18 protein-coding genes and 1 riboswitch are annotated in these 18,863 nt (G+C 64.9%); of the genes, 12 read left to right on the forward strand and 6 right to left on the reverse strand.

The window, feature by feature from the left end:
- The first annotated feature begins 17 nt into the window (after positions 1–17).
- On the forward strand, positions 18–2,462 hold the full coding sequence (locus CHU93_RS14170; RefSeq protein ID WP_133064415.1) for a putative bifunctional diguanylate cyclase/phosphodiesterase: 2,445 nt from the start codon (positions 18–20) through the stop codon (positions 2,460–2,462).
- Here the strand turns inward: CHU93_RS14170 and nadB are convergent, their stop codons facing one another.
- The 3 genes from nadB to CHU93_RS14185 all read right to left on the reverse strand — a co-directional run bounded on the left by nadB (position 2,463) and on the right by CHU93_RS14185 (position 7,633).
- Positions 2,463–4,088 carry an L-aspartate oxidase gene (gene nadB / locus CHU93_RS14175; protein ID WP_094474816.1) on the reverse strand — a complete coding sequence of 542 codons (1,626 nt, stop codon included), beginning with the start codon at positions 4,086–4,088 and terminating at the stop codon, positions 2,463–2,465.
- The gene (locus CHU93_RS14180) at positions 4,066–4,998 is read right to left on the reverse strand and encodes an ABC transporter ATP-binding protein (RefSeq protein WP_094474817.1); all 933 of its coding nucleotides are present in this window, start codon (positions 4,996–4,998) and stop codon (positions 4,066–4,068) included. The genes nadB and CHU93_RS14180 overlap by 23 nt, the downstream gene beginning before the upstream one ends.
- Positions 4,999–5,317: 319 nt before the next feature.
- Positions 5,318–7,633, reverse strand: a complete 2,316-nt coding sequence (locus CHU93_RS14185; RefSeq protein ID WP_094474818.1) for a TonB-dependent receptor — start codon at positions 7,631–7,633, stop codon at positions 5,318–5,320.
- Between the two features lie 142 nt (positions 7,634–7,775).
- On the opposite strand from CHU93_RS14185, the gene CHU93_RS14190 reads away from it, so the two are divergent.
- From CHU93_RS14190 to CHU93_RS17355, 10 genes are all read left to right on the forward strand, one after another.
- Entirely contained in the window at positions 7,776–7,976 is a 201-nt protein-coding gene (locus CHU93_RS14190; protein WP_086116563.1) for a zinc-finger domain-containing protein, read from the forward strand.
- Complete coding sequence (locus tag CHU93_RS14195; protein WP_094474819.1) at positions 7,973–8,920, forward strand: hypothetical protein; 948 nt, start codon at positions 7,973–7,975, stop codon at positions 8,918–8,920. The genes CHU93_RS14190 and CHU93_RS14195 overlap by 4 nt, the downstream gene beginning before the upstream one ends.
- A 57-nt stretch (positions 8,921–8,977) precedes the next feature.
- On the forward strand, positions 8,978–10,408 hold the full coding sequence (gene tldD, locus CHU93_RS14200; protein WP_094474820.1) for a metalloprotease TldD: 1,431 nt from the start codon (positions 8,978–8,980) through the stop codon (positions 10,406–10,408).
- A gap of 15 nt (positions 10,409–10,423) precedes the next feature.
- Complete coding sequence (locus CHU93_RS14205) at positions 10,424–10,981, forward strand: pyridoxamine 5'-phosphate oxidase family protein (RefSeq protein ID WP_094474821.1); 558 nt, start codon at positions 10,424–10,426, stop codon at positions 10,979–10,981.
- The gene (locus CHU93_RS14210; protein ID WP_094474822.1) at positions 10,981–11,184 is read left to right on the forward strand and encodes a putative signal transducing protein; all 204 of its coding nucleotides are present in this window, start codon (positions 10,981–10,983) and stop codon (positions 11,182–11,184) included. The genes CHU93_RS14205 and CHU93_RS14210 overlap by 1 nt, the downstream gene beginning before the upstream one ends.
- A gap of 85 nt (positions 11,185–11,269) precedes the next feature.
- Positions 11,270–11,608, forward strand: coding sequence for a P-II family nitrogen regulator (locus CHU93_RS14215; RefSeq protein WP_094474823.1), 339 nt, complete (start codon positions 11,270–11,272; stop codon positions 11,606–11,608).
- Between the two features lie 56 nt (positions 11,609–11,664).
- Positions 11,665–12,342 (forward strand): 2,3-diphosphoglycerate-dependent phosphoglycerate mutase, encoded by a 678-nt coding sequence (gpmA, locus tag CHU93_RS14220; protein WP_094474824.1) that lies wholly within the window; start codon positions 11,665–11,667, stop codon positions 12,340–12,342.
- Positions 12,343–12,735: 393 nt separating this feature from the next.
- Positions 12,736–12,996 carry a type II toxin-antitoxin system RelE family toxin gene (locus CHU93_RS14225; protein WP_094474825.1) on the forward strand — a complete coding sequence of 87 codons (261 nt, stop codon included), beginning with the start codon at positions 12,736–12,738 and terminating at the stop codon, positions 12,994–12,996.
- A gap of 9 nt (positions 12,997–13,005) precedes the next feature.
- Positions 13,006–13,392 carry a helix-turn-helix domain-containing protein gene (locus CHU93_RS14230; protein WP_094474826.1) on the forward strand — a complete coding sequence of 129 codons (387 nt, stop codon included), beginning with the start codon at positions 13,006–13,008 and terminating at the stop codon, positions 13,390–13,392.
- Between the two features lie 48 nt (positions 13,393–13,440).
- On the forward strand, positions 13,441–13,998 hold the full coding sequence (locus CHU93_RS17355; protein WP_133064416.1) for a hypothetical protein: 558 nt from the start codon (positions 13,441–13,443) through the stop codon (positions 13,996–13,998).
- A gap of 217 nt (positions 13,999–14,215) precedes the next feature.
- On the opposite strand, the gene thiC is transcribed toward CHU93_RS17355, so the two are convergent.
- The 3 genes from thiC to CHU93_RS14245 all read right to left on the reverse strand — a co-directional run bounded on the left by thiC (position 14,216) and on the right by CHU93_RS14245 (position 17,802).
- On the reverse strand, positions 14,216–16,060 hold the full coding sequence (gene thiC, locus CHU93_RS14235; RefSeq protein ID WP_094474943.1) for a phosphomethylpyrimidine synthase ThiC: 1,845 nt from the start codon (positions 16,058–16,060) through the stop codon (positions 14,216–14,218).
- A gap of 42 nt (positions 16,061–16,102) precedes the next feature.
- Positions 16,103–16,205: riboswitch (TPP riboswitch) on the reverse strand.
- A 4-nt stretch (positions 16,206–16,209) separates the two neighbouring features.
- Positions 16,210–16,917 (reverse strand): sterol desaturase family protein, encoded by a 708-nt coding sequence (locus CHU93_RS14240; RefSeq protein WP_094474944.1) that lies wholly within the window; start codon positions 16,915–16,917, stop codon positions 16,210–16,212.
- Between the two features lie 48 nt (positions 16,918–16,965).
- Complete coding sequence (locus CHU93_RS14245) at positions 16,966–17,802, reverse strand: C1 family peptidase (RefSeq protein WP_165768756.1); 837 nt, start codon at positions 17,800–17,802, stop codon at positions 16,966–16,968.
- A 119-nt stretch (positions 17,803–17,921) separates the two neighbouring features.
- Here CHU93_RS14245 and CHU93_RS14250 point away from each other — a divergent pair, with 119 nt between their 5' ends.
- Positions 17,922–18,815 (forward strand): DUF1565 domain-containing protein, encoded by an 894-nt coding sequence (locus tag CHU93_RS14250; protein ID WP_243375708.1) that lies wholly within the window; start codon positions 17,922–17,924, stop codon positions 18,813–18,815.
- The last annotated feature ends 48 nt before the right edge of the window (positions 18,816–18,863 follow it).

Here is an 18,863-nt window from a genome sequence, read left to right on the forward strand (position 1 = left end):
GTCGGAGCCAGTTGGGGGTGAATCACCGCCTTGGTCATTTTCTGCGCGTGATGAAGGCGCCGGTGACTGGCCGGCGGCTGCTGGCCTTGCTTGCGCTTCTGTTTTCGATGATCACCCTGTTGGCTCCGCCAGCGGCCGCAGCCACGCACCGCCTGCCATTCCACACCATGAACTGCCAGGTGGAGACCTGCCCGGCCACGCCGCCGGGCCGCTGGACCTGGTTCGCCGTCGACATGACCAACGCCGGTGATCTGGAGCCTGATTGGCAATTGCTGGTCGACAACACCCGCTTCAGCAGCATCGATGTCAGGGTCCAGCACACGGGCGGCACACTCTTGTTCCAGCGTGACCAGTTCAACCTCGATGAAAACTGGTCGTTGGGCAACAATCTGCGCTTCGCGGTGCCCATTGCCGGCAAATCGATCACCGCCGTTCGTGTGGGTTTCAAGGATATTGATGCACCCAGCATGGTCCGCACCGTGAAGGCCATGGACAAGATAGACCATGCGCTGTTCGTTCAGGACTGGACGGTGCTGATCGCCATCGTGATGGGCGTGCTGTTTGCCGCCTTCACCTACAATGTCTTCCTGCTGTCTTGGCTGCACATCCCGTTCCAGCGCTGGTATGTCGTGTGGGTTGCAGCCGCGCTCACCTATCTGCTGATCTGGTCGGGCAAGATCCTGCAATTCTTCCCGTTTCTGGCCGGCCCGGCATCGGCGCGCACGTCGTTTCTGCTGGTCGGGTTGCTGGTGGTGTCGGGCGCATCCTTCTTCTTCACGCTGATTGAAAAGGGCAAGCTGCCCCAGCGGCTGATCGACATCGGGCAGGTTGCCGGCATCCTTGTTGCTGTCACCAGTGTTGTTGCGTCCTTCGATACGGTGTTTGCCGCGGCCTACACCGATCGCATGTTCAACCTGGCGATGATCATCGTCACCGGCCTGCTGGCAGTGGGCAGCGTCTATGCCGTGGTGCGGCGCAGCCGGGCGGTGTGGTTCTATCTGATCGGCTGGCTGCCGGCGCTGGCGCTGCTGGTGGCGCGCATCCTGCGCAATTTCGGGTTCCTGCCCCAGGATGATGGCGTCGATCAGGCCGGTTTTGCCGCCATCGCCTGGGAAGCGCTGCTGCTCAGCCTCGCCATCGCCGATCGGTTCCGCCAACTGCGGCTGGAAGCCGACGCCACCGACAAGGAGCGCCGGGTCCTGCTCAAGGCCGCCACCACCGATCCTCTGACCGGGCTTGGCAACCGGGCGCTGTTCCAAAGCCTGCTGGAACGCACCGCAGGCCGCAGCAGCGGGGTTGATATTGTTGCGGTTGATATCGATTTCCTGAAACAGACCAACGATATGGCCGGCCATGATGCTGGCGATGCCCTGATCATCGCGGTGTCGGAACGGCTTGCCGCCGCCGCCGGTCCGCACGCCACCATTGCCCGCATTGGCGGGGATGAATTCGTGATCGTGCTGGAAGGGGAAGCGCGCGCCCGGCTGCCGGCGCTCCGCCAGATGATCGCCCTTTCGGCCGGGGTGCCGCTGCGCCACGCCGGCTATGATCTCACCATTTCCATCTGCGCCGGCCATGCCAGTGATGATGGCAGTTCCAGCCTGCAGGCGGTGCACAAGCTGGCCGACATGGCGCTCTATCGCGCCAAGGCCGCCGGCCGGGGGTGCTGGCGCAGCTTCGATGCCAACATGGCCGACGAGGCAGTGGCCCGCAGCCGCATGGTGAGCGAGGCGCGCAGCGGTCTGCCCGCTGGCCAGTTCCTGCTGCATTATCAGCCCATTGCCAATGCCAACGGCCAGCTGGTCGCCTATGAAGCGCTGCTGCGCTGGCAGCATCCGGAACTGGGCCTGCTGCTGCCGGACCAGTTTGGCGAGGTGATGCGCGAAGCCAGCCTTGCCTTGCTGTTGAACCAATGGGCGCTGGAACAGGCCATCACCCAGGCTGTGGCCCTGCGCCGTGAACATCCCAACGTGGCGGTGGCGGTCAACTGCATCACCAGCCAGTTGCAGGGCCCCAGTGCCGCCATCGCCATCCTGGATGAGCTGGCCCGCCAGGGCCTGCCGGCCACGGCGCTCATCATCGAGATCACCGAAGCGGTTGCCACCGGCGGCCTCGGCAGTGCCCTGTTCGAATGCCTGGAATGCCTGCGCGATTCGGGTGTGCGGGTGGCGCTGGATGATTTCGGCACCGGCAATGCCAGCCTGATCAGCCTGCGCGATGTGCCCAGCGATCTCATCAAGATGGATGCCAGCTTCATTTCCAGCCTCACGGCCAGCACCGGCAGCCAGCAGGTGGTGCGCGCCATCATCGATCTGGCCCACAGCCTGGGCAAGCGGGTGGTGGCACAGGGTGTGGACGGCGAACCGCAGCGCCGCGTGCCAGTCGAAATGGGCTGTGATTGCGGCCAGGGTGAGGTGTTTGGCACCCCGATTGCCATCCCGCTGCAGTCGGCTGCCGCCTGATCAGCCTTCCCGGCCCTGCACCGGGTCCAGCACCGTATCAACCGCCGCATCAGCGAGCCCGGGATAATCCGTGCTGAAATGCAAGCCGCGGCTTTCCTTGCGCCGCCGGGCGGACCGCACGATCAGATCGGCCACGGTCACCAGGTTGCGCAGCTCGATCAGATCGGCGGTCACACGGAAATTGCCGTAATAATCCTGCACTTCCTTGCGCAGATTCTTCACCCGGTGCGCCGCCCGCTCCAGCCGCTTGTCGGTGCGCACGATGCCCACATAATCCCACATCGTCCGCCGCAACTCGTCCCAATTGTGGGCGATCACCACTTCCTCGTCGCTGTCGGTCACCCGGCTTTCGTCCCACGGCTTCACCTCGGGAACCGGCGCATCGCTGCGGCTGGCGGCGATATCGTCGGCCGCAGCCTGGCCAAACACCAGGCATTCCAGCAGGCTGTTCGATGCCAGCCGGTTGGCGCCGTGCAGGCCGCTCTGCGTCACTTCCCCAACCGCCCACAGGCCATTCAGATCGGTGCGCCCGGCCAGATCCACCATCACCCCGCCGCAACTGTAATGCGCCGCCGGCACCACCGGGATGGGCTGTTGCGTGCAGTCAATGTCCAGCTCCAGCAGCCGGGCATGGATGGTCGGAAAATGGCCGCGCACGAAATCGGCATTGAGGTGCGACAGGTCAAGCAGCACATGCTCCAGGCCCAGCCGCTTCATCTCGGCGTCGATGGCCCGCGCCACCACATCGCGCGGCGCCAGCTCCAGCCGCTCATCATAGCGCGCCATGAACCGGCTGCCATCGGGCAGCTTCAGATGCCCGCCCTCGCCGCGCGCCGCTTCGGTGATCAGGAAATTGCGCACCTGCGGATGATAAAGGCAGGTCGGGTGGAACTGGTTGAATTCCATGTTGGAAACCCGGCAGCCCGCCCGCCAGGCCATGGCAATGCCATCACCCGTCGCGCCATCGGGGTTGGTGGAATAAAGATACACGCGGCTGGCCCCGCCGGTCGCCAGCACGGTCGCCGGCGCCACAAAACGCACCACATGGCGCGTCGCCACATCCAGCGCATACACGCCATGGCAGCGCCGCTGCGGAAACCGCTCCCCCAGCACATGGCGGTGGGTGATCAGGTCCACCGCCGCCATGCCCGGCACCAAGGTGATGTTGGGATGCGCCGCCGCCGCCTTGATCAGCGCGCTCGAAACCGCCCAGCCGGTGGCATCATCCACATGCACGATGCGGCGGTGGCTGTGCCCGCCCTCGCGCGTCAGGTGCCAGCGTTCCGAAACCGTTTCGCCCGGATTGAACGGCACGCCCAACGCCGCCAGCCGGTCAATCGCGGCGCTGGCATTGCTCGCCACAAACTCCACTGTCGCCCGGTGGTTCAGCCCGGCGCCCGCCACCATCGTGTCGTCCACATGCGCGTCCACCGTGTCGCCGGCGTCCAGAACGGCGGCGATGCCACCCTGCGCCCAGGCGGTCGATCCATCGGCCAGCCCGCCCTTTGCCAGCACGGCCACGCGGCCATGCTCGGCCAGGTTCAACGCCGCGGTCAGCCCCGCCGCGCCCGATCCGATCACGATGGCATCGAAATGGCGCGCCTCAGGCGGCGACGGTCTTGCCACTGGTCAGCTCCAGGAACACATCTTCCAGATCGGCCTCGCGCGTGGAAACCTCCACCACGCCCAGGCCCGCCGCCGCCACCATCGCCAGCACGGCACCGGCATTGTTGCTGCGCTTGTCATAGGTGATGACCAGCGTGCGCGCGCCCTTCAGTTCCACGCCCTTGCAGCCTTCCAGCGCCGCCGGCACGCCCGCCAGGTCGCGGTCCACCATCACCTCCAGCACCTTGTCGCCGGTGGTGCCGAGCAGCTTTGCCGTCTCGTCATTGGCCACCACCTGGCCATGGTTGATGATGGCGATGCGGTCACACAGGCTTTCGGCCTCTTCCAGATAATGGGTGGTCAGCACGATGGTGGTGCCGCGCGCATGAAGCTCGCGCACATAATCCCACAGCAATTGCCGCAATTCGATGTCCACGCCCGCTGTCGGCTCGTCCAGCACCAGCACCGGCGGCGCATGCACCAGTGCCTTTGCCACCAGCAACCGCCGCTTCATCCCGCCCGACAGGGTGCGGGAATAAACATGCGCCTTGTCGTCCAGCCGCACCGCCTTCAGCAATTCCATCGTCCGGCGCTCTGATTTGGGCACGCCAAACAGCCCGGCCTGCAGTTCCAGCGTCTCGAACGGCGTGAAAAACGCATCGAACACCAGCTCCTGCGGCACGATGCCGATGCTGGCCTTGGCGTTGCGCGGGTGCTCGTCGATGTCAAAGCCCCAGATGCGCGCCGTGCCGCCGGTCTTGTTCACCAGGCCGGCGAGGATGTTGATCGTGGTCGATTTGCCAGCGCCGTTGGGCCCGAGCAGGCCAAAGATGCTGCCGCGCGGGATATCCAGATCAATCCCCTTCAGCGCCTGCTTGCCGCCGGCATAGGTCTTGGTGAGGCCACGGAGGCTGATCGCGGATTCCGACATGGCGCAAGGGATAGACCTGCGCAGGGGAGGGAGCAAGGCAATCTCGCCCAGATCCTCCCTACTGGCAAAGGCTGCACGCGCATTGTCGGGCGACAAAATCAGTCCTCGCCCTCTGGGGGAGGTGCCGACCGCAGGGAGGCGGAGGGGGCAGGCGCTTGCCGTTCGCCACAAAGAGACGCAACAAGCAGCAGGCAGCGCGTGGCAGAGCCACGCCATCGAACGACACAAGCAAAGGGCGGCCTGTTGTGGCCGCCCTTGCCTGGTCGCCGGCCGATCTTGCCGGGCTCGGCGCGCGGCGCGCGCGCTCGCCCGGCGGCGATCAAAACCGCACCACCGCCTCCACCCCGAACAGCCGCGGCAAACCGCGAATGAAGGTCGGGATGCCAAACGCCCCGCCGGTGTTGCCGGCATCCAGCAGATAGCGTTCGTTGAACAGATTGCTGGCAAAGCCGATCACTTCCCACTTGCCTTCGGGATGGCGCACCCCGGCGCGCAGATTGACCAGCGTGACGGGGCCTTGGGCGGTCACCGGATTGTTGGGCAGTTCGAAGAACAGGCTGGAGCGGTGGGTGACATTGGGGTTGGCAAACAATTCCAGCTTGGCGGTCAACGGCACCCGGATATTGGCGCCGGCTGCGCCCTGCCATTCCGGCTGCAGACGGAAGCGGTCGCCCGAAAAATTGCCAAAGCGGGGATCATCATTCAGCCGGGCGTCGATATAGCTGCCGTTGGCATAGAGCGTGATCATCTCGGTCACCGCCGCGTTGATCTCCGCCTCGATGCCCTTGTTGGTGGCATCGGCGTTGACGATCAGCGCCGGCGCTCCCTGCTGCGGCACCGAAATCTGGAAATCCTTGTATTTCATGATGTAGGCGGCAAGGCTGAAGTTGACCTTGCCGATATTGCCCTTCACGCCCACTTCGTAATTGGTCAGCAGCTCCGCCGGGAAATTGCGCACGCCGGGCACCACCTGGCCGGCCACGCGCGCCGCGCTCACCTGCACCACTGGCGAGCGCCGGCCGCGCGACCAGGTGGCATAGACGTTCACATTGTCGGTGACGCGATACAGGATGTTGGCGCGCGGCAGGAAGGCATCGAAATTGCCTTCGCCGGTCAACACCGCGCCGCCGGTGCTGATGCCGCCGGGGATCAGGCTGGCGCCCGTGATGCGCGTGTTGGGGATGTTGCTGGAAAACCCGCTGAAGCGATTTTCGGTCAGCCAGCGGCCGCCAATGTTGAGTTCCAGCCCGTCAACCGGGATCACGGTCACATCGGCAAACAGGCTGAACGTGTCGATGGTGGCCGAATTGCGGAATTGTTCCGAGGCATAGGGCAGGCGGGTGAAGGCGCCGCGCGTCAGGATGGCCGTGGCTTGGGCGGCCTCCACCACGCCCGTTGCATTGTTGATGCAGGCCAGCCCCGGCACCAGCCGCGCCGCGCACTGCAGGAAAATCCCTTCTTCCGAAACGAACGGCACGCGCTGGAAGCCGGTTTCCCAGAAATAATTGGCCCCGGCAAAGGCGCGCACCTTGTCGCTGGTGAAGTTCACGCGGCCTTCAAAGCTCAGCTGCTCGCCGCGCGCGTCTTCGGCGAATTCCAGATAATGCGCCTGGGTCCCGTCGGCGTCGAACACCTCCAGGCTGTCGAAATTGCGATAGCCGGCAATGGCCGTGAAGCTGAACTGGTCATCAACCTTGTAGCTGCCGGTCAGGTTCAGGTCATAGACATTGCGCTTCAGCCCCGGCTGGTCGAGGCCCAGCGTCGCCAGGCTGTCCGGCGCGCCGGCCACTTCCTTGAAGCTGTAGGGGCTGGTGGTGCCGCCGGTGGGGGCAAAGGTGCCGCTGGAAAAGGCGGTGCCCGGCGCGCGCTGCCCGTCATAGGTGCCAACCAGATCAAGGGTGAGGTCAGCCGACGGCGTGTAGCGCAGCGACACGCGCGCGCCATATTGGCCCTGGCCGTTCAGATCATCGATGCGCGGGCCATTCGGCGTCTGTGATCCCGGCCGCCCGGCGATATTGGGCACCACGCCGTCGCGCAGCTTGATGGCGCCCGCCACCCGCAGTGCCAGCGTGTCGTTGCCGATATTGACGAAGCCATCGATGCGGCGCTGGTCATAATTGCCATAGCCCACGCGCAGCTCGCCCGATGTGCCGGCCCTGGGCTTGGCGGTGATCACGCTCACCACACCCACGGCGGCGGCGGTGCCGAACAGCGTGGATTGCGGGCCCTTCACCACCTCCACCCGCTCCAGATCATACAGGTCAAAATAGGATCCGCGCGACCGGCTGACGTCGATCCCGTTCAGATAGACGGTGACCGCCGGCGACCCTTGCGATGATCCGGTGTCCGACGTGATGCCGCGCACGACAAAGCCCGGGTTGTTGGGCGATTGTTCCTGCACGTTGAGGCCGGGGACATAGGCCGAAAGCTGGTCAAACTGCGTCACGCCAATCTCGCGCAAACTGCGCCCGGTATAGGCCGTGATGGTGATCGGCACATCGACCAGCTTCTGCTCGCGCTTCTGCGCAGTCACCACAATCTCCTCGCCAATCGATTCGGCGATCTGCTCGTCCGCCGCAAAGGCGGGCAGGGCGGGCAGCAGGCTGGCGGTGGCAAGCAGGATCAGACGGCGCATGATGAAGTCCCCGGTTGGTGATGGTCACTGGCCGGGGCCCACTGCCCGCCGTTGGTTGCATCGGCATGGCAACGGCGTGACAAACGCGTTGCAGCCGCTGCGGCATAGTGACTTTGGCCCGGCAGCCTGATAATCCAACGCCATGACAGCCCCGCGCGCCCTGGCGATTCCCGCCCCCGAAACCTATGTCACCGATACCGCCCGCGTGTTTTGCGACGGCGACGAACAGGGAGGCGATGGCCACCCGCGCGTGTGGATCCAGATCGACGCATCAGGCTTTGCCGATTGTTCCTATTGCGACCGCCGCTTCATCCTGGCCGGTGGCCCGGCCGACCGGCGATGAGGGCGCTCGCCGCCGGTCTGGTGCTGGCGCTGCTTCCCGGCGCCGCCCATGCCGCCAAGCCCAAGGCGCCGGCCGCGCTCACCCTGAAGATCAGCGACAACGGCAATCCCTACATGCCGGTTGTCGTCAAGAACGCCACGCTCAACACCCGCATCGCCCTCAGCTATGATCAGGGCCTGCTCTTGAACCCCTCCGCAGTGGCAAGGGCTGGGGTGAAGCCCTTTCCGATCATCGGCAAGTTCAGCCTGAACAACACGCCCTTTGCCAGCGGCAAGACGGTGATCCGCTTCACCATCAGCACCGCCGCCCCGCAGGGCCTGGCCGGCCGCAAGGTGCCCATGGCCTGGCTGGAAACCCCCACCGCCGCCGATGCCGACGCGATTCTGCCGGTCGGGTCGCTGGCTGCAGACCGCATCGATTTCGTGCGCGGCGAAACGCCCGCCGGCAGCCAGACCTATATCATCCCCAAGAAGGGCAAGGGCGAGGCCATGATCCGCACCCGCATCGGCGGGGAAGAGGTGAACATCAGCCTCGAGCTCAACATCCCGACGACGGTGATGAGCGCCCGCGCCGGGGAAGCGCTGATCCAGGCCGGGCTGGCCAGCCGCATCGCCGAAATCGGCTATTGGCGGCCGTTCCCGGCGGTTTCGTTGCCGATGCAGGGTTTGGCTGGCAAGCCTGGCCTCACCATCGCCGGCCTGCCGATGCGGCGCATGTCGGTGCGCGTCTCGGAATCCGAGGCCCGTGCGATCGATGCCCGCGCCAAGGGCACCTCCACCGAAGAGGATGATGAAGACACGATCACCGTTTCGGCCGACCGCACCCGCAAGAAGCGCGGGCGCGATCCCTGGATCCTGATCGGCCGCGACGTGCTGGATGATTGCAGCCGCATCAGCTTCGACCGGCCGGGCGAGCGCTGGGTGCTGACCTGCAAGTTCAGTTGAGCGGACGCGAGCGCGCACCCCTTTCGCTTTTTCGGCACATGGCCCATATCGGTCACCATGAGCCAATTTGATGCCACCAAACTCTTCTATTCCGACACCGGGCTGGACCCTGCCGCCACCGAGCGCCAGGTTGCGGCCGCACTTTCGGGCTGTGACGACGGTGAGCTTTATCTGCAATATGTCGTCTCCGAGAGTTTCAGTTTCGACGACGGCCGGCTGAAGGCCGCCAGTTTCGACACGCAAAAGGGCTTCGGCCTGCGCGGTGTTGCGGGCGAGATGACCGCCTTTGCCCATGCCACCGAACTCTCCTCGGCCGCCATTGCCCGCGCCGCCGACACGGTGCGTCTGGTGAAGGATGGCCATTCCGGCACCATGGCGCTGGCGCCGATGCCTACCAACGCCCGCCGGTATAGTGACGACAACCCGTTGGCCGGGATCGATTTTTCCGCCAAGGTCGCCCTGATGCAGAAGATCGACGCCGCCGCCCGCGCTCGCGATCCGCGCGTGGTGCAGGTATCGGCCAGCCTGCTTGGCAGCTGGAGCGTGGTGGAAATCCTGCGCGGCGACGGCACCCGGGTGCGCGACATCCGCCCGCTGGTGCGCCTGAACGTCCAGATCGTCACCGAAAAGAACGGCCGCCGCGAAACCGGCTTCCACGGCCTTGGCGGCCGCACCATGTATGATCGCCTGTTCGAGGATGCGACCTGGGAACGCGCCATTGATATCGCCTTGAATCAGTCACTTACCAACCTCGACGCCGTCGATGCCCCGGCCGGGGAGATGACCGTGGTGCTCGGCCCCGGCTGGCCCGGCGTGCTGCTGCACGAAGCCGTTGGCCACGGCCTTGAAGGCGATTTCAACCGCAAGGGCACCAGCGCCTTTTCCGGCCGCATCGGTGAGCGCGTTGCCGCCCCCGGCGTCACCGTCGTCGATGATGGCAGCCTCGACCAGCGCCGCGGCAGCCTGACGGTTGACGATGAAGGCACCCCCACTGGCCGCACCGTGCTGATCGAGGATGGTATCCTCAAGGGCTATATGCAGGATCGTCTCAACGCCCGGCTGATGGGCGTGGTGGCCACCGGCAACGGCCGGCGCGAATCCTATGCCCACGCGCCGATGCCGCGCATGACCAACACCTTCATGCTGGGCGGCAACGAAGACCCCGGCAACATCCTGGCCAGTGTGAAAAAGGGCATTTTCGCCAAGAGCTTCGGCGGCGGCCAGGTGGACATCACCAGCGGCAAGTTCGTGTTTTCCTGCACCGAAGCCTATGAGATCGAGAATGGCCGTCTCGGCCGCCCGCTGAAGGGCGCCACGCTGATCGGCAATGGCCCCGATGTGCTGACCCGGGTGAAGGCCATCGGCAATGATCTGGAGCTGGATGAAGGCGTCGGCATCTGCGGCAAGGCCGGGCAGAGCGTGCCGGCCGGCGTCGGCCAGCCCACCTTGCTGGTCGAAGGCTTGACCGTGGGCGGGACAGCGGCCTGAACCAGGGAGGCGGGAATGTCGGAGTTCTTTGACCATATCACGGAAAAACAAGCCGAATTCATCGCCCGCCAGCCGGTCTTCTTCGTCGCCACCGCCGCCGCCGATGCGCGCATCAACCTGTCCCCCAAGGGCATGGACAGTTTCCGCCTGCTCGATGGCGGCCGGGCCTGCGCCTATCTCGATTACGGTGGCAGCGGCAACGAAACCCATGCCCATCTCGCCGCCGATGGCCGCATCACCATCATGTTCTGCGCCTTTGATCAGCCGCCGCTGATCTATCGCATTTATGGCCATGGCCGCGCCGTCCTGCCCCAGGAAGCGGAATTCGCCGCGCTGGCCAGCCATTTCACCATCGAACGCGGCGTGCGCCAGATCTTCCGGATCAGTGTTGAATCCACCCAGGAAAGCTGCGTCTGGGCGGTGCCCAAAATGGCCATGGTCGAAGAACGCCAGACCCTGCGCAAATATCACGCCCAGGAAGATCCGGCGGTACGCCTCGCCAAATATCAGGATCGCAACCGCTCCATCGATGGCCTGCCGGTCACCCCGCCCTCGGTGCTGCCCTACAGCTGATGGCGCTCGTCTGCGTTGAAACCCTGTTTTCGCCGGTGGAGGCGGAAATTGCCCGCACCCGGCTGGAAGCCGCCGGCATCGATGCCCTTTTGTTCGACGCCGGCATCGCGAGCCTGATCGGGCCCGGCGTCTCGGGCATCCGTCTGATGGTCCTGGCCGAAGACGAAGCCAGCGCCCGCCGTCTGCTGGCCGATCCCGCCTGAACCGCGCACCGTCAAACGCCTTATGTCTCGGGGCCCTGCCGTGCGGCAGGTTGCAGGCCTTGCACCATCGACAGGGAGGGCAGGCATGAAGCTTATCACGGCCATCATCAAGCCATTCCGGCTGGACGAGGTGCGACAGGCGCTGTCTGGCGGCGGCGTGCAAGGCCTGACCGTTACCGAAGTGCGCGGCTTTGGCCGCCAGAAGGGCCACAGCGAGGCGTATCGCGGCGCCGAGTATAATTTCAACCTCGTCCCCAAGCTGAAGATCGAAGCGGTCGTGGAGGATGATGACGCCTTTCGCCTTGCCGATCTGATCGCCCGGGCCGCCCACACCGGCAACATCGGCGATGGCAAGATTTTCGTTTCCCACATCGAAAACGCGGTGCGGATCCGCACCGGAGAGCTTGACGAAACCGCGCTCTAACCGGGCGCTGCTGAAAGGGGCTGGCAACCGGCTGCGGGCCTGCTAAACCGCCGGCCATGCCCACGCTCGTTCTCCTCCGTCACGGCCAAAGCCAGTGGAACCTTGAAAACCGCTTCACCGGTTGGTGGGATGTCGGCCTCACCGATCAGGGCACGGCCGAGGCGCTGGATGCCGGCCGGCGGATGGCTGAAGCTGGGCTGGATTTCGATATCGGCTTCACCTCCGTCCAGAGCCGGGCGATCAAGACGCTCAACCTGGCGCTGGCCGCGATGGACCGGGTGTGGATCCCGGTCATCAAGAACTGGCACCTCAATGAACGCCACTATGGCGGCCTCACCGGCCTGAACAAGGCCGACACGGCCGCAAAATATGGCGAAGAGCAGGTCAAGCTGTGGCGCCGCAGCTTTGATGTGCCGCCACCGCCGATGGAGCCCGGCTCGCCCTTCGATCTTTCGACCGATCGCCGTTACGAAGGCGTGGCCGTGCCCGCCACCGAAAGCCTGAAAGACACCATCGCCCGCGTCCTCCCCTATTTCGAGGCCGAAATCGCCCCGCAGTTGAAGGCCGGCAAGCGCGTCATCATCGCCGCCCACGGCAACAGCCTGCGCGCCCTCGTCAAACATCTCTCCGGCCTGTCAGACGAGGCGATCATCCACGAGGAAATCCCCACCGGCCAACCCATGGTCTATGATCTGGCCGACGACCTCAGCGCCATCGCCCGCCGCTATATCTGACGACGCAGCCCACGCCGCCGGCCCGTTCATGCGACACACGTGACACATCGAGCCCGATGTCACGCCGACCACCACTGCCCCTGAGCGCCATTTGTCACTTTTGACGATTCTGCCGGGAATCGGAAAAATTCGTGCGTGATTTCAAGGGCCGCCAAAGCTTGTGACCATAGCGCAGACCAGGCCTGTAGGACAGAGGCAGACCGCCAGCGCCGCCAGATCGCCGGGCACGCCGGCTTGACGCGGGCAGGATCGCGGCTGGAGGGACGTGCGGACAGGACGGGGTGAAGAGGGGGGGCTCCGCCCCGGATCACGTCCGGGTGACATGGGCAGGGGCGCGGCGGGCGTGATCGCACCCGTTTACTGTATCACCCTCTTCAGTTATAGATCGTTTTAATGACGGGACGGCGAGTCGAGTATAGCCGGCAGGCGGCCAAAACTTTGATGCGGATCGACGCCGCAACCTCAGCGCGCATCCGGTTGAAGATCAGGCAGCTGGCGGGCGATCCCGCTGCCCAAGCCAACAATATACTGCCCATGAAGGGCTGCGAGGGACTGTTTCGGCTTCGGGTGGGTGACTGGCGGGTGGTCTACACCGAAACGCTGGTGATCGTGTCGGTGATCCGGATCGGCCCACGCGGAGACGTCTATGACTAGGAGGCGGACATGAACATTGAGGTGCAGCGTTTCCGGACGCCGGAAGGCACTGAAATGGTGGTGCTGCCGGCAAAGGACTATGACCGGTTGGCCGCGCTGGCAGCGGACGGCGAAGACCTTGCGGACGCCCGCGCCACGCTGGCGCGGATTGATGCCGGCGAAGGCACGATGCCGGGCGAAGTGCTCGGCGCCATCCTCGACGACGGCCTCCACCCCATCGCCGCCTGGCGTCGTTATCGTGGCCTGTCCCAGGCCGAACTCGCCCGCCGCACCGGCCTCAGCCAGGTCTGGCTGAGCCGGATCGAAAATGGCGGCGGCACCGGTTCGGCGGCGACGCGGCGCAAGCTGGCAGAGGCGCTGGAGGCGCCGGTGTGGGCGTTGGATGGAGGGGAATGAGTATAATATTCCCGGAACTTGGAACAGGTGTCAGTTAAAGGCTCGCACATGAGTGACTCCTTCCTTCCAGGTTTCCCACCTATTATAGCCCTTAAGGGGGAGCCAATTATGGTTGCGCCAGAGTTTGGCTTAGCCTTGGCTGCCATTGTGATTGAATGGTCGCGAGTCGAAATCGGATTTGACATGGACTTGAACAGCCTGCGCCAGTTTCCAGGCATTGCCGAATTGTCCCCTGAAATGCCGAGAAGCTTCAATAAGAAGGTAAAGCTTTGGCGGCGCTCTGTAAAAACCATAGCACCCGCTATCGAGGCATATCAGGCCTATGCAGATCATATTCGGGATAGCGCCTTAAAGCTTGCGCTAATTCGCAATCTGCTCGTTCATGGGCTGTGGCGGATTGACGGCCCAGAGCCTGATGGTAAATGGCCCGTTCAAAGCCAAAAACAAACAGCAGATGGCTTTCAATTGATAAAGGCCGCCCCAAATGCGGCAGATCTTGAAGAAACCTTGGCAGATATCATGAAATTAGCCGGTGACATCAATGGCTTTCATCTTTCTCGCATGCTTCATCAACAGCGTGGAATATTGACGGTAAATAGGGGATAGAAACTCGATGAGTTCGATAAGAATTTCAGGGGAATGCTGGAGATAGTTTACGCAAATTCCAGCACCTACCACGCGGCGTGCGGCCCGATATGCCCAGCCCCGTGTCGAGCACTGGACGACGGTGGGCGCTGCAGGGCTGCCCCAACGAAAGTGGGTGCAGGGGCTCAGCCCCTGCCCGCCGGAGGCCCCACTTTCTGTTGGCTTGGTTCGCGGCGCCTCACTCCGCCGCTGGCAGGTAGATCGCGCTGCCTTTCGCGCGGAACTCGGCGCTCTTTTCCGCCATGCCGGCTTCCAGCATGTCGGTGCTGTTCTGCTTGGCGGCGTAGTCGCGGACGTCCTGGGTGATTTTCATGCTGCAGAATTTCGGGCCGCACATGGAGCAGAAGTGTGCCACTTTCGCGCCTTCGGCCGGCAGGGTTTCGTCGTGGTAGGCCATGGCGGTTTCGGGGTCGAGCGACAGGTTGAACTGGTCGCGCCAGCGGAATTCGAACCTCGCCCGGCTCAACGCGTCGTCGCGGAGTTGGGCGCCGGGGTGGCCTTTGGCGAGGTCGGCGGCGTGGGCGGCGAGCTTGTAGGTGATGACGCCGACCTTCACGTCGTCGCGGTCGGGCAGGCCGAGATGTTCCTTGGGGGTGACGTAGCAGAGCATGGCGGTGCCGAACCAGCCGATCATGGCGGCGCCGATGCCGCTGGTGATATGGTCATAGCCGGGTGCGATGTCGGTGGTGAGCGGCCCGAGGGTGTAGAAGGGGGCTTCGCCGCATTCTTCGAGCTGTTTTTCCATGTTGATCTTGATCTTGTGCATCGGCACGTGGCCGGGGCCTTCGATCATCACCTGGCAGTCCTGCTCCCACGCGATCTTGGTGAGCTCGCCCAGGGTTTCGAGTTCGGCGAACTGGGCGCGATCATTGGCGTCGGCGATGGAGCCGGGGCGCAGGCCGTCACCCAGCGAGAACGACACGTCATAGGCGCGCATGATCTCGCAGATCTCGGCAAAGTGGGTGTAGAGGAAATTTTCCTTGTGGTGGGCGAGGCACCATTTCGCCATGATCGAGCCGCCGCGCGAGACGATGCCGGTGACGCGGTTGGCGGTGAGCGGGACGTAAGCCAGGCGGACGCCGGCGTGGATGGTGAAATAATCCACGCCCTGTTCGGCCTGCTCGATCAGCGTGTCGCGGAACACATCCCAGGTGAGATCCTCGGCGATGCCGCCGACCTTTTCCAGCGCCTGGTAGATGGGGACGGTGCCGATCGGAACGGGCGAGTTGCGCAGGATCCATTCGCGGGTGTTGTGGATGTTGCGGCCGGTTGAAAGGTCCATGATCGTGTCAGCCCCCCAGCGGGTGGCCCAGACCATTTTTTCGACTTCTTCGGCGATGGAGGAGGCGACGGCCGAGTTGCCGATGTTGGCGTTGATCTTCACCAGGAAGTTGCGGCCGATGATCATCGGTTCGGCTTCGGGGTGGTTGATGTTGGCCGGGATGATGGCGCGGCCGCGGGCGATTTCGTCGCGCACGAATTCGGGGGTGACGTGGTCGGGGATGGCGGCGCCAAAGCTTTCACCATCGCGGGCGCGCTCCATGGCGGCGGCGCGGCCCATGTTCTCGCGGATGGCGACATATTCCATTTCGGGCGTGATGATGCCGCGGCGGGCATAGGCGAGTTGGGTGACGGCGGCGCCGGCCTTGGCGCGCAGGGGCGTCTTCACGACGTTGGGGAATTCGGCGACGTCTGACTTGCCGCCGGGGACGTTCACCACGCCATTGTCTTCCGGCTTCACCTCGCGGCCGGGGTAGCGCTCCACATCGCCGCGCGCTTCGATCCAGGCGGTGCGCAAGGGGGGCAGGCCGGCGGCGATATCGATGCTGGCGGTGGCATCGGTGTAGGGGCCCGAGGGGTCATAGATGCGCACCGGCGGTTCCTTGGCCGACGGGTCGAACGCGACTTCGCGCATGGCGACGCGCAATTCCGGATGGATGACGCCGGCGACATGGATCTTGCGGCTGCCCGGCAGCGGGCCGGTGGTGACCGGCATTTCCAGTTTCGAATTGATATCGGCCATGGCGTGCATCCTTTCCAAATGATCGGAATGGACGGGGCGCGCCTGCCTCACACGCTCCCTCCCTCCGCCGGTCTTACCCGGATCAGGTTCAGCGGGTTGCGCGGGCGCGCTCTCAGCCAGTTGCCTGGCACCCCGGGGAATGGCCCGGATTACGCCCGCTCGCCCCACTTGGCAAGGCCGCGATCGGTGCCGCACACCTTGTCCCAGAAGCGGAAATAGAGGCCATAGTTGCAGGTGTAGAAGCGGTGGTGCGCTTCGTGGTGGCTGGCCGAGATGATGTGGCGGCCCCACCAGCCGTTCACCCAGCGGGCGGGAAACATTTCCCAGCCCATGTGGTTGGTGACGCCCATGATGGTGGCGATGAGCATCACCACGCCGAGCGCGCCGATGTGGATGGGCAGGATGAAGACCATGGCCGGGATGAAGATGGCGCCGGAGATGGCTTCCCACGGGTGGAAGCTCATGGCGGCCCAGGCGGTGGGCGGGCGGCTGGCGTGGTGGACGGCGTGGGCGGCCTTGAACAGGCGGGGCTGGTGCATCCAGCGGTGCGTCCAATAGAACCAGGTGTCGTGCGCGAAGAGATAGGCGAGGATGGAGAGCGGCCACCAGGCGGCCTGCAGCGGGGTTTCGACCGTCCACATCAGCTGGGTCCACCCCCATTGGCGGAAGGCTTCGACGGCGAGCGCGGCGGGGATGCCATAGATGGCGGCCGAAATCAGGCTCCAGCGGATTTCGGCGCGGATCTGGGTACGGCGCTTGGTGGGATCGGCCGGACCATCGTGGATGCCGCGCCGGCGGGTGAGCCAGGCAAAGCCGCCGGAGACGGCAAGGTAGCGCACGGCGATGATCAGCGTCATCGAAACGGTGGCAAGAGCGAAGGTGAGGCTGGTGGACACGGGCGTGGTTTAGCCGGCTGGGCCGCCCGCGCCAAGCGGCAGGCGGTCGCGGAGGGGAGGCGGCGGGCTGTACCGGAGAAACAGCGCGGGGCCGGTCAGCCAATTTGTTTGCATGCTGGCAAAGCGGATCCGGCCATAGCCGCCGCGCCCCCAATCCGGCCCCCAGCTGCTGCGCAGGAAGAAGAGCTGACGGCGGCGGTCAAAGCCGGTGAGGACGACAAAATGATTGGGGAATTGGTCTCGCGCGTCGCCGTCGGGCACCAGGCCCGGCACGGGCTCGACAAGGCCATCGTCGCGCCAGCCGGCCCGGTTGTGGGGAAAGGCGAGGGCGACGATCAGGGGGGTGCGGAGCAGGCGGCGCTGCAAGCTTTCCAATCTTGTGTCAGGTATTTGCAATGGGGCGAACGCAAGCCGTCGGCCGATGGCCAGCAGCGCTGGATCGGGCCCCTGGACCAGTTGGCCGGCGGGCGCCTGCGAGCGATAGGGCCGGGCGGCGGCGGGCACCATGCCGTCGTTCGCGATCAGGTCCAGCACGCCGTGGATATTGGTGGTTTCGTCGGCCGGCAGGCGGTGGCCGGCGTGGGCGATATCGGTGAGATATTGTTCCGACAGGGCAACGGCCATGCCAGTCTTGCGGGCCATTGCGGCTTCGGCGGCGGCAGTGGCGGCGAAATAGGCGCAGGTGTTGCGGTCGCCCTGGTTCCTTACCGGTCCGAACAGGGCAGAAATGTCGACCATCGGTGGCAACGGCGCTGCCGACAGGGCCGCGCTGGCCCGGCCGGCAGTGGCCAGCGAGAGGCCATTGGCAAGGAGCTGGCGGCGGGAGAGAGGCGCGATCAGGTGCAATTCCCTTGGACGAGACGGGCCAGCGTGGCAGCAGCGTGGCCGCTGTTCAAGCCTGGTCATTGCCTGTTCACATCGGGCAGGTAAGACATGGAAGCAAAGGAGAAACGCTGTTGCCGATCGTGACCTGCGCTGCTCTGGCCCTGGCCCTGGCCAGTCCGGCCACAAGCGGCAATTTCACCCTGACCGAGGATTGCGTGGCCGGCCGCAGCGCCTCTGGCGAGGCCCAGCCGGCGCTGCTGGTGTCGGCGCGTTTTGCCGAACCGGTGGTGGTGGAGGCAACCGGGCGGCGTGTGGAAGGGTTGGTGGTGGAAAATGCCGGCAACTTTACATGGATTGGCGGGCAGATCGTGGCGCCGGGAGGCCGGCCGGGCCGGGATGCCGCGGGGCGCCAATATTATGCGGTGCTGGTTGCCGGTTCCGACATGGTGACGCTGGACGGCGTGCACGTGACCGATGCCCGAAAGGCGGTGGCGGTGCGGCAATCCAGCGGCGTCACGCTGCGCAATTCGCGCTGTGACGGGCTGGTGGAAGATTGCATGATCGTTGCCAACAGCCAGCTGATCCGGTTTCTCGACAATCAGATCGGGCCGTTCAGCCGTTATCTGCCGCTGTGTGACCGCGCCGGGGTGACCAGCGAGGGCGTTGGCCGCAAGCTGTGCGAAGCCAATGCCGGTCGCTGGACCGATGGCTGGCACAGCGACGCCTTGCAACTGCGCAACGGCGTGATGGATGTGCTGGCCAGTGGCAATCGCATCAACTCCACCGGCCAGGGCCTTACCCAGATGGACGCGCCGGGTGATCGGCCGCTGGCCAATGTGCGGTTTGAAAACAATGTGATCGCCAGCGGCCGCAACGGCATCACCCTGACCGAATGTGATGGCTGCCGGATCAGCGGCAACCGGCTGACGTCGTCGGTGCCGGGTTGGAAAAGCGTGGTCAGGCCCGGCAAGGCGATGGCGTGCGGCAACGATGTGCCCGATGGCGGTCCGGGGCGGGACAAGTGCCCGGTTTGAGGCCATGGCTGCGCTGAACTGCGCCTTTGTGGAAGCGCGCTGGCCGCA

It is taken from the genome of Sandarakinorhabdus cyanobacteriorum (genome assembly GCF_002251755.1).
GTDB lineage: Bacteria > Pseudomonadota > Alphaproteobacteria > Sphingomonadales > Sphingomonadaceae > Sandarakinorhabdus > Sandarakinorhabdus cyanobacteriorum.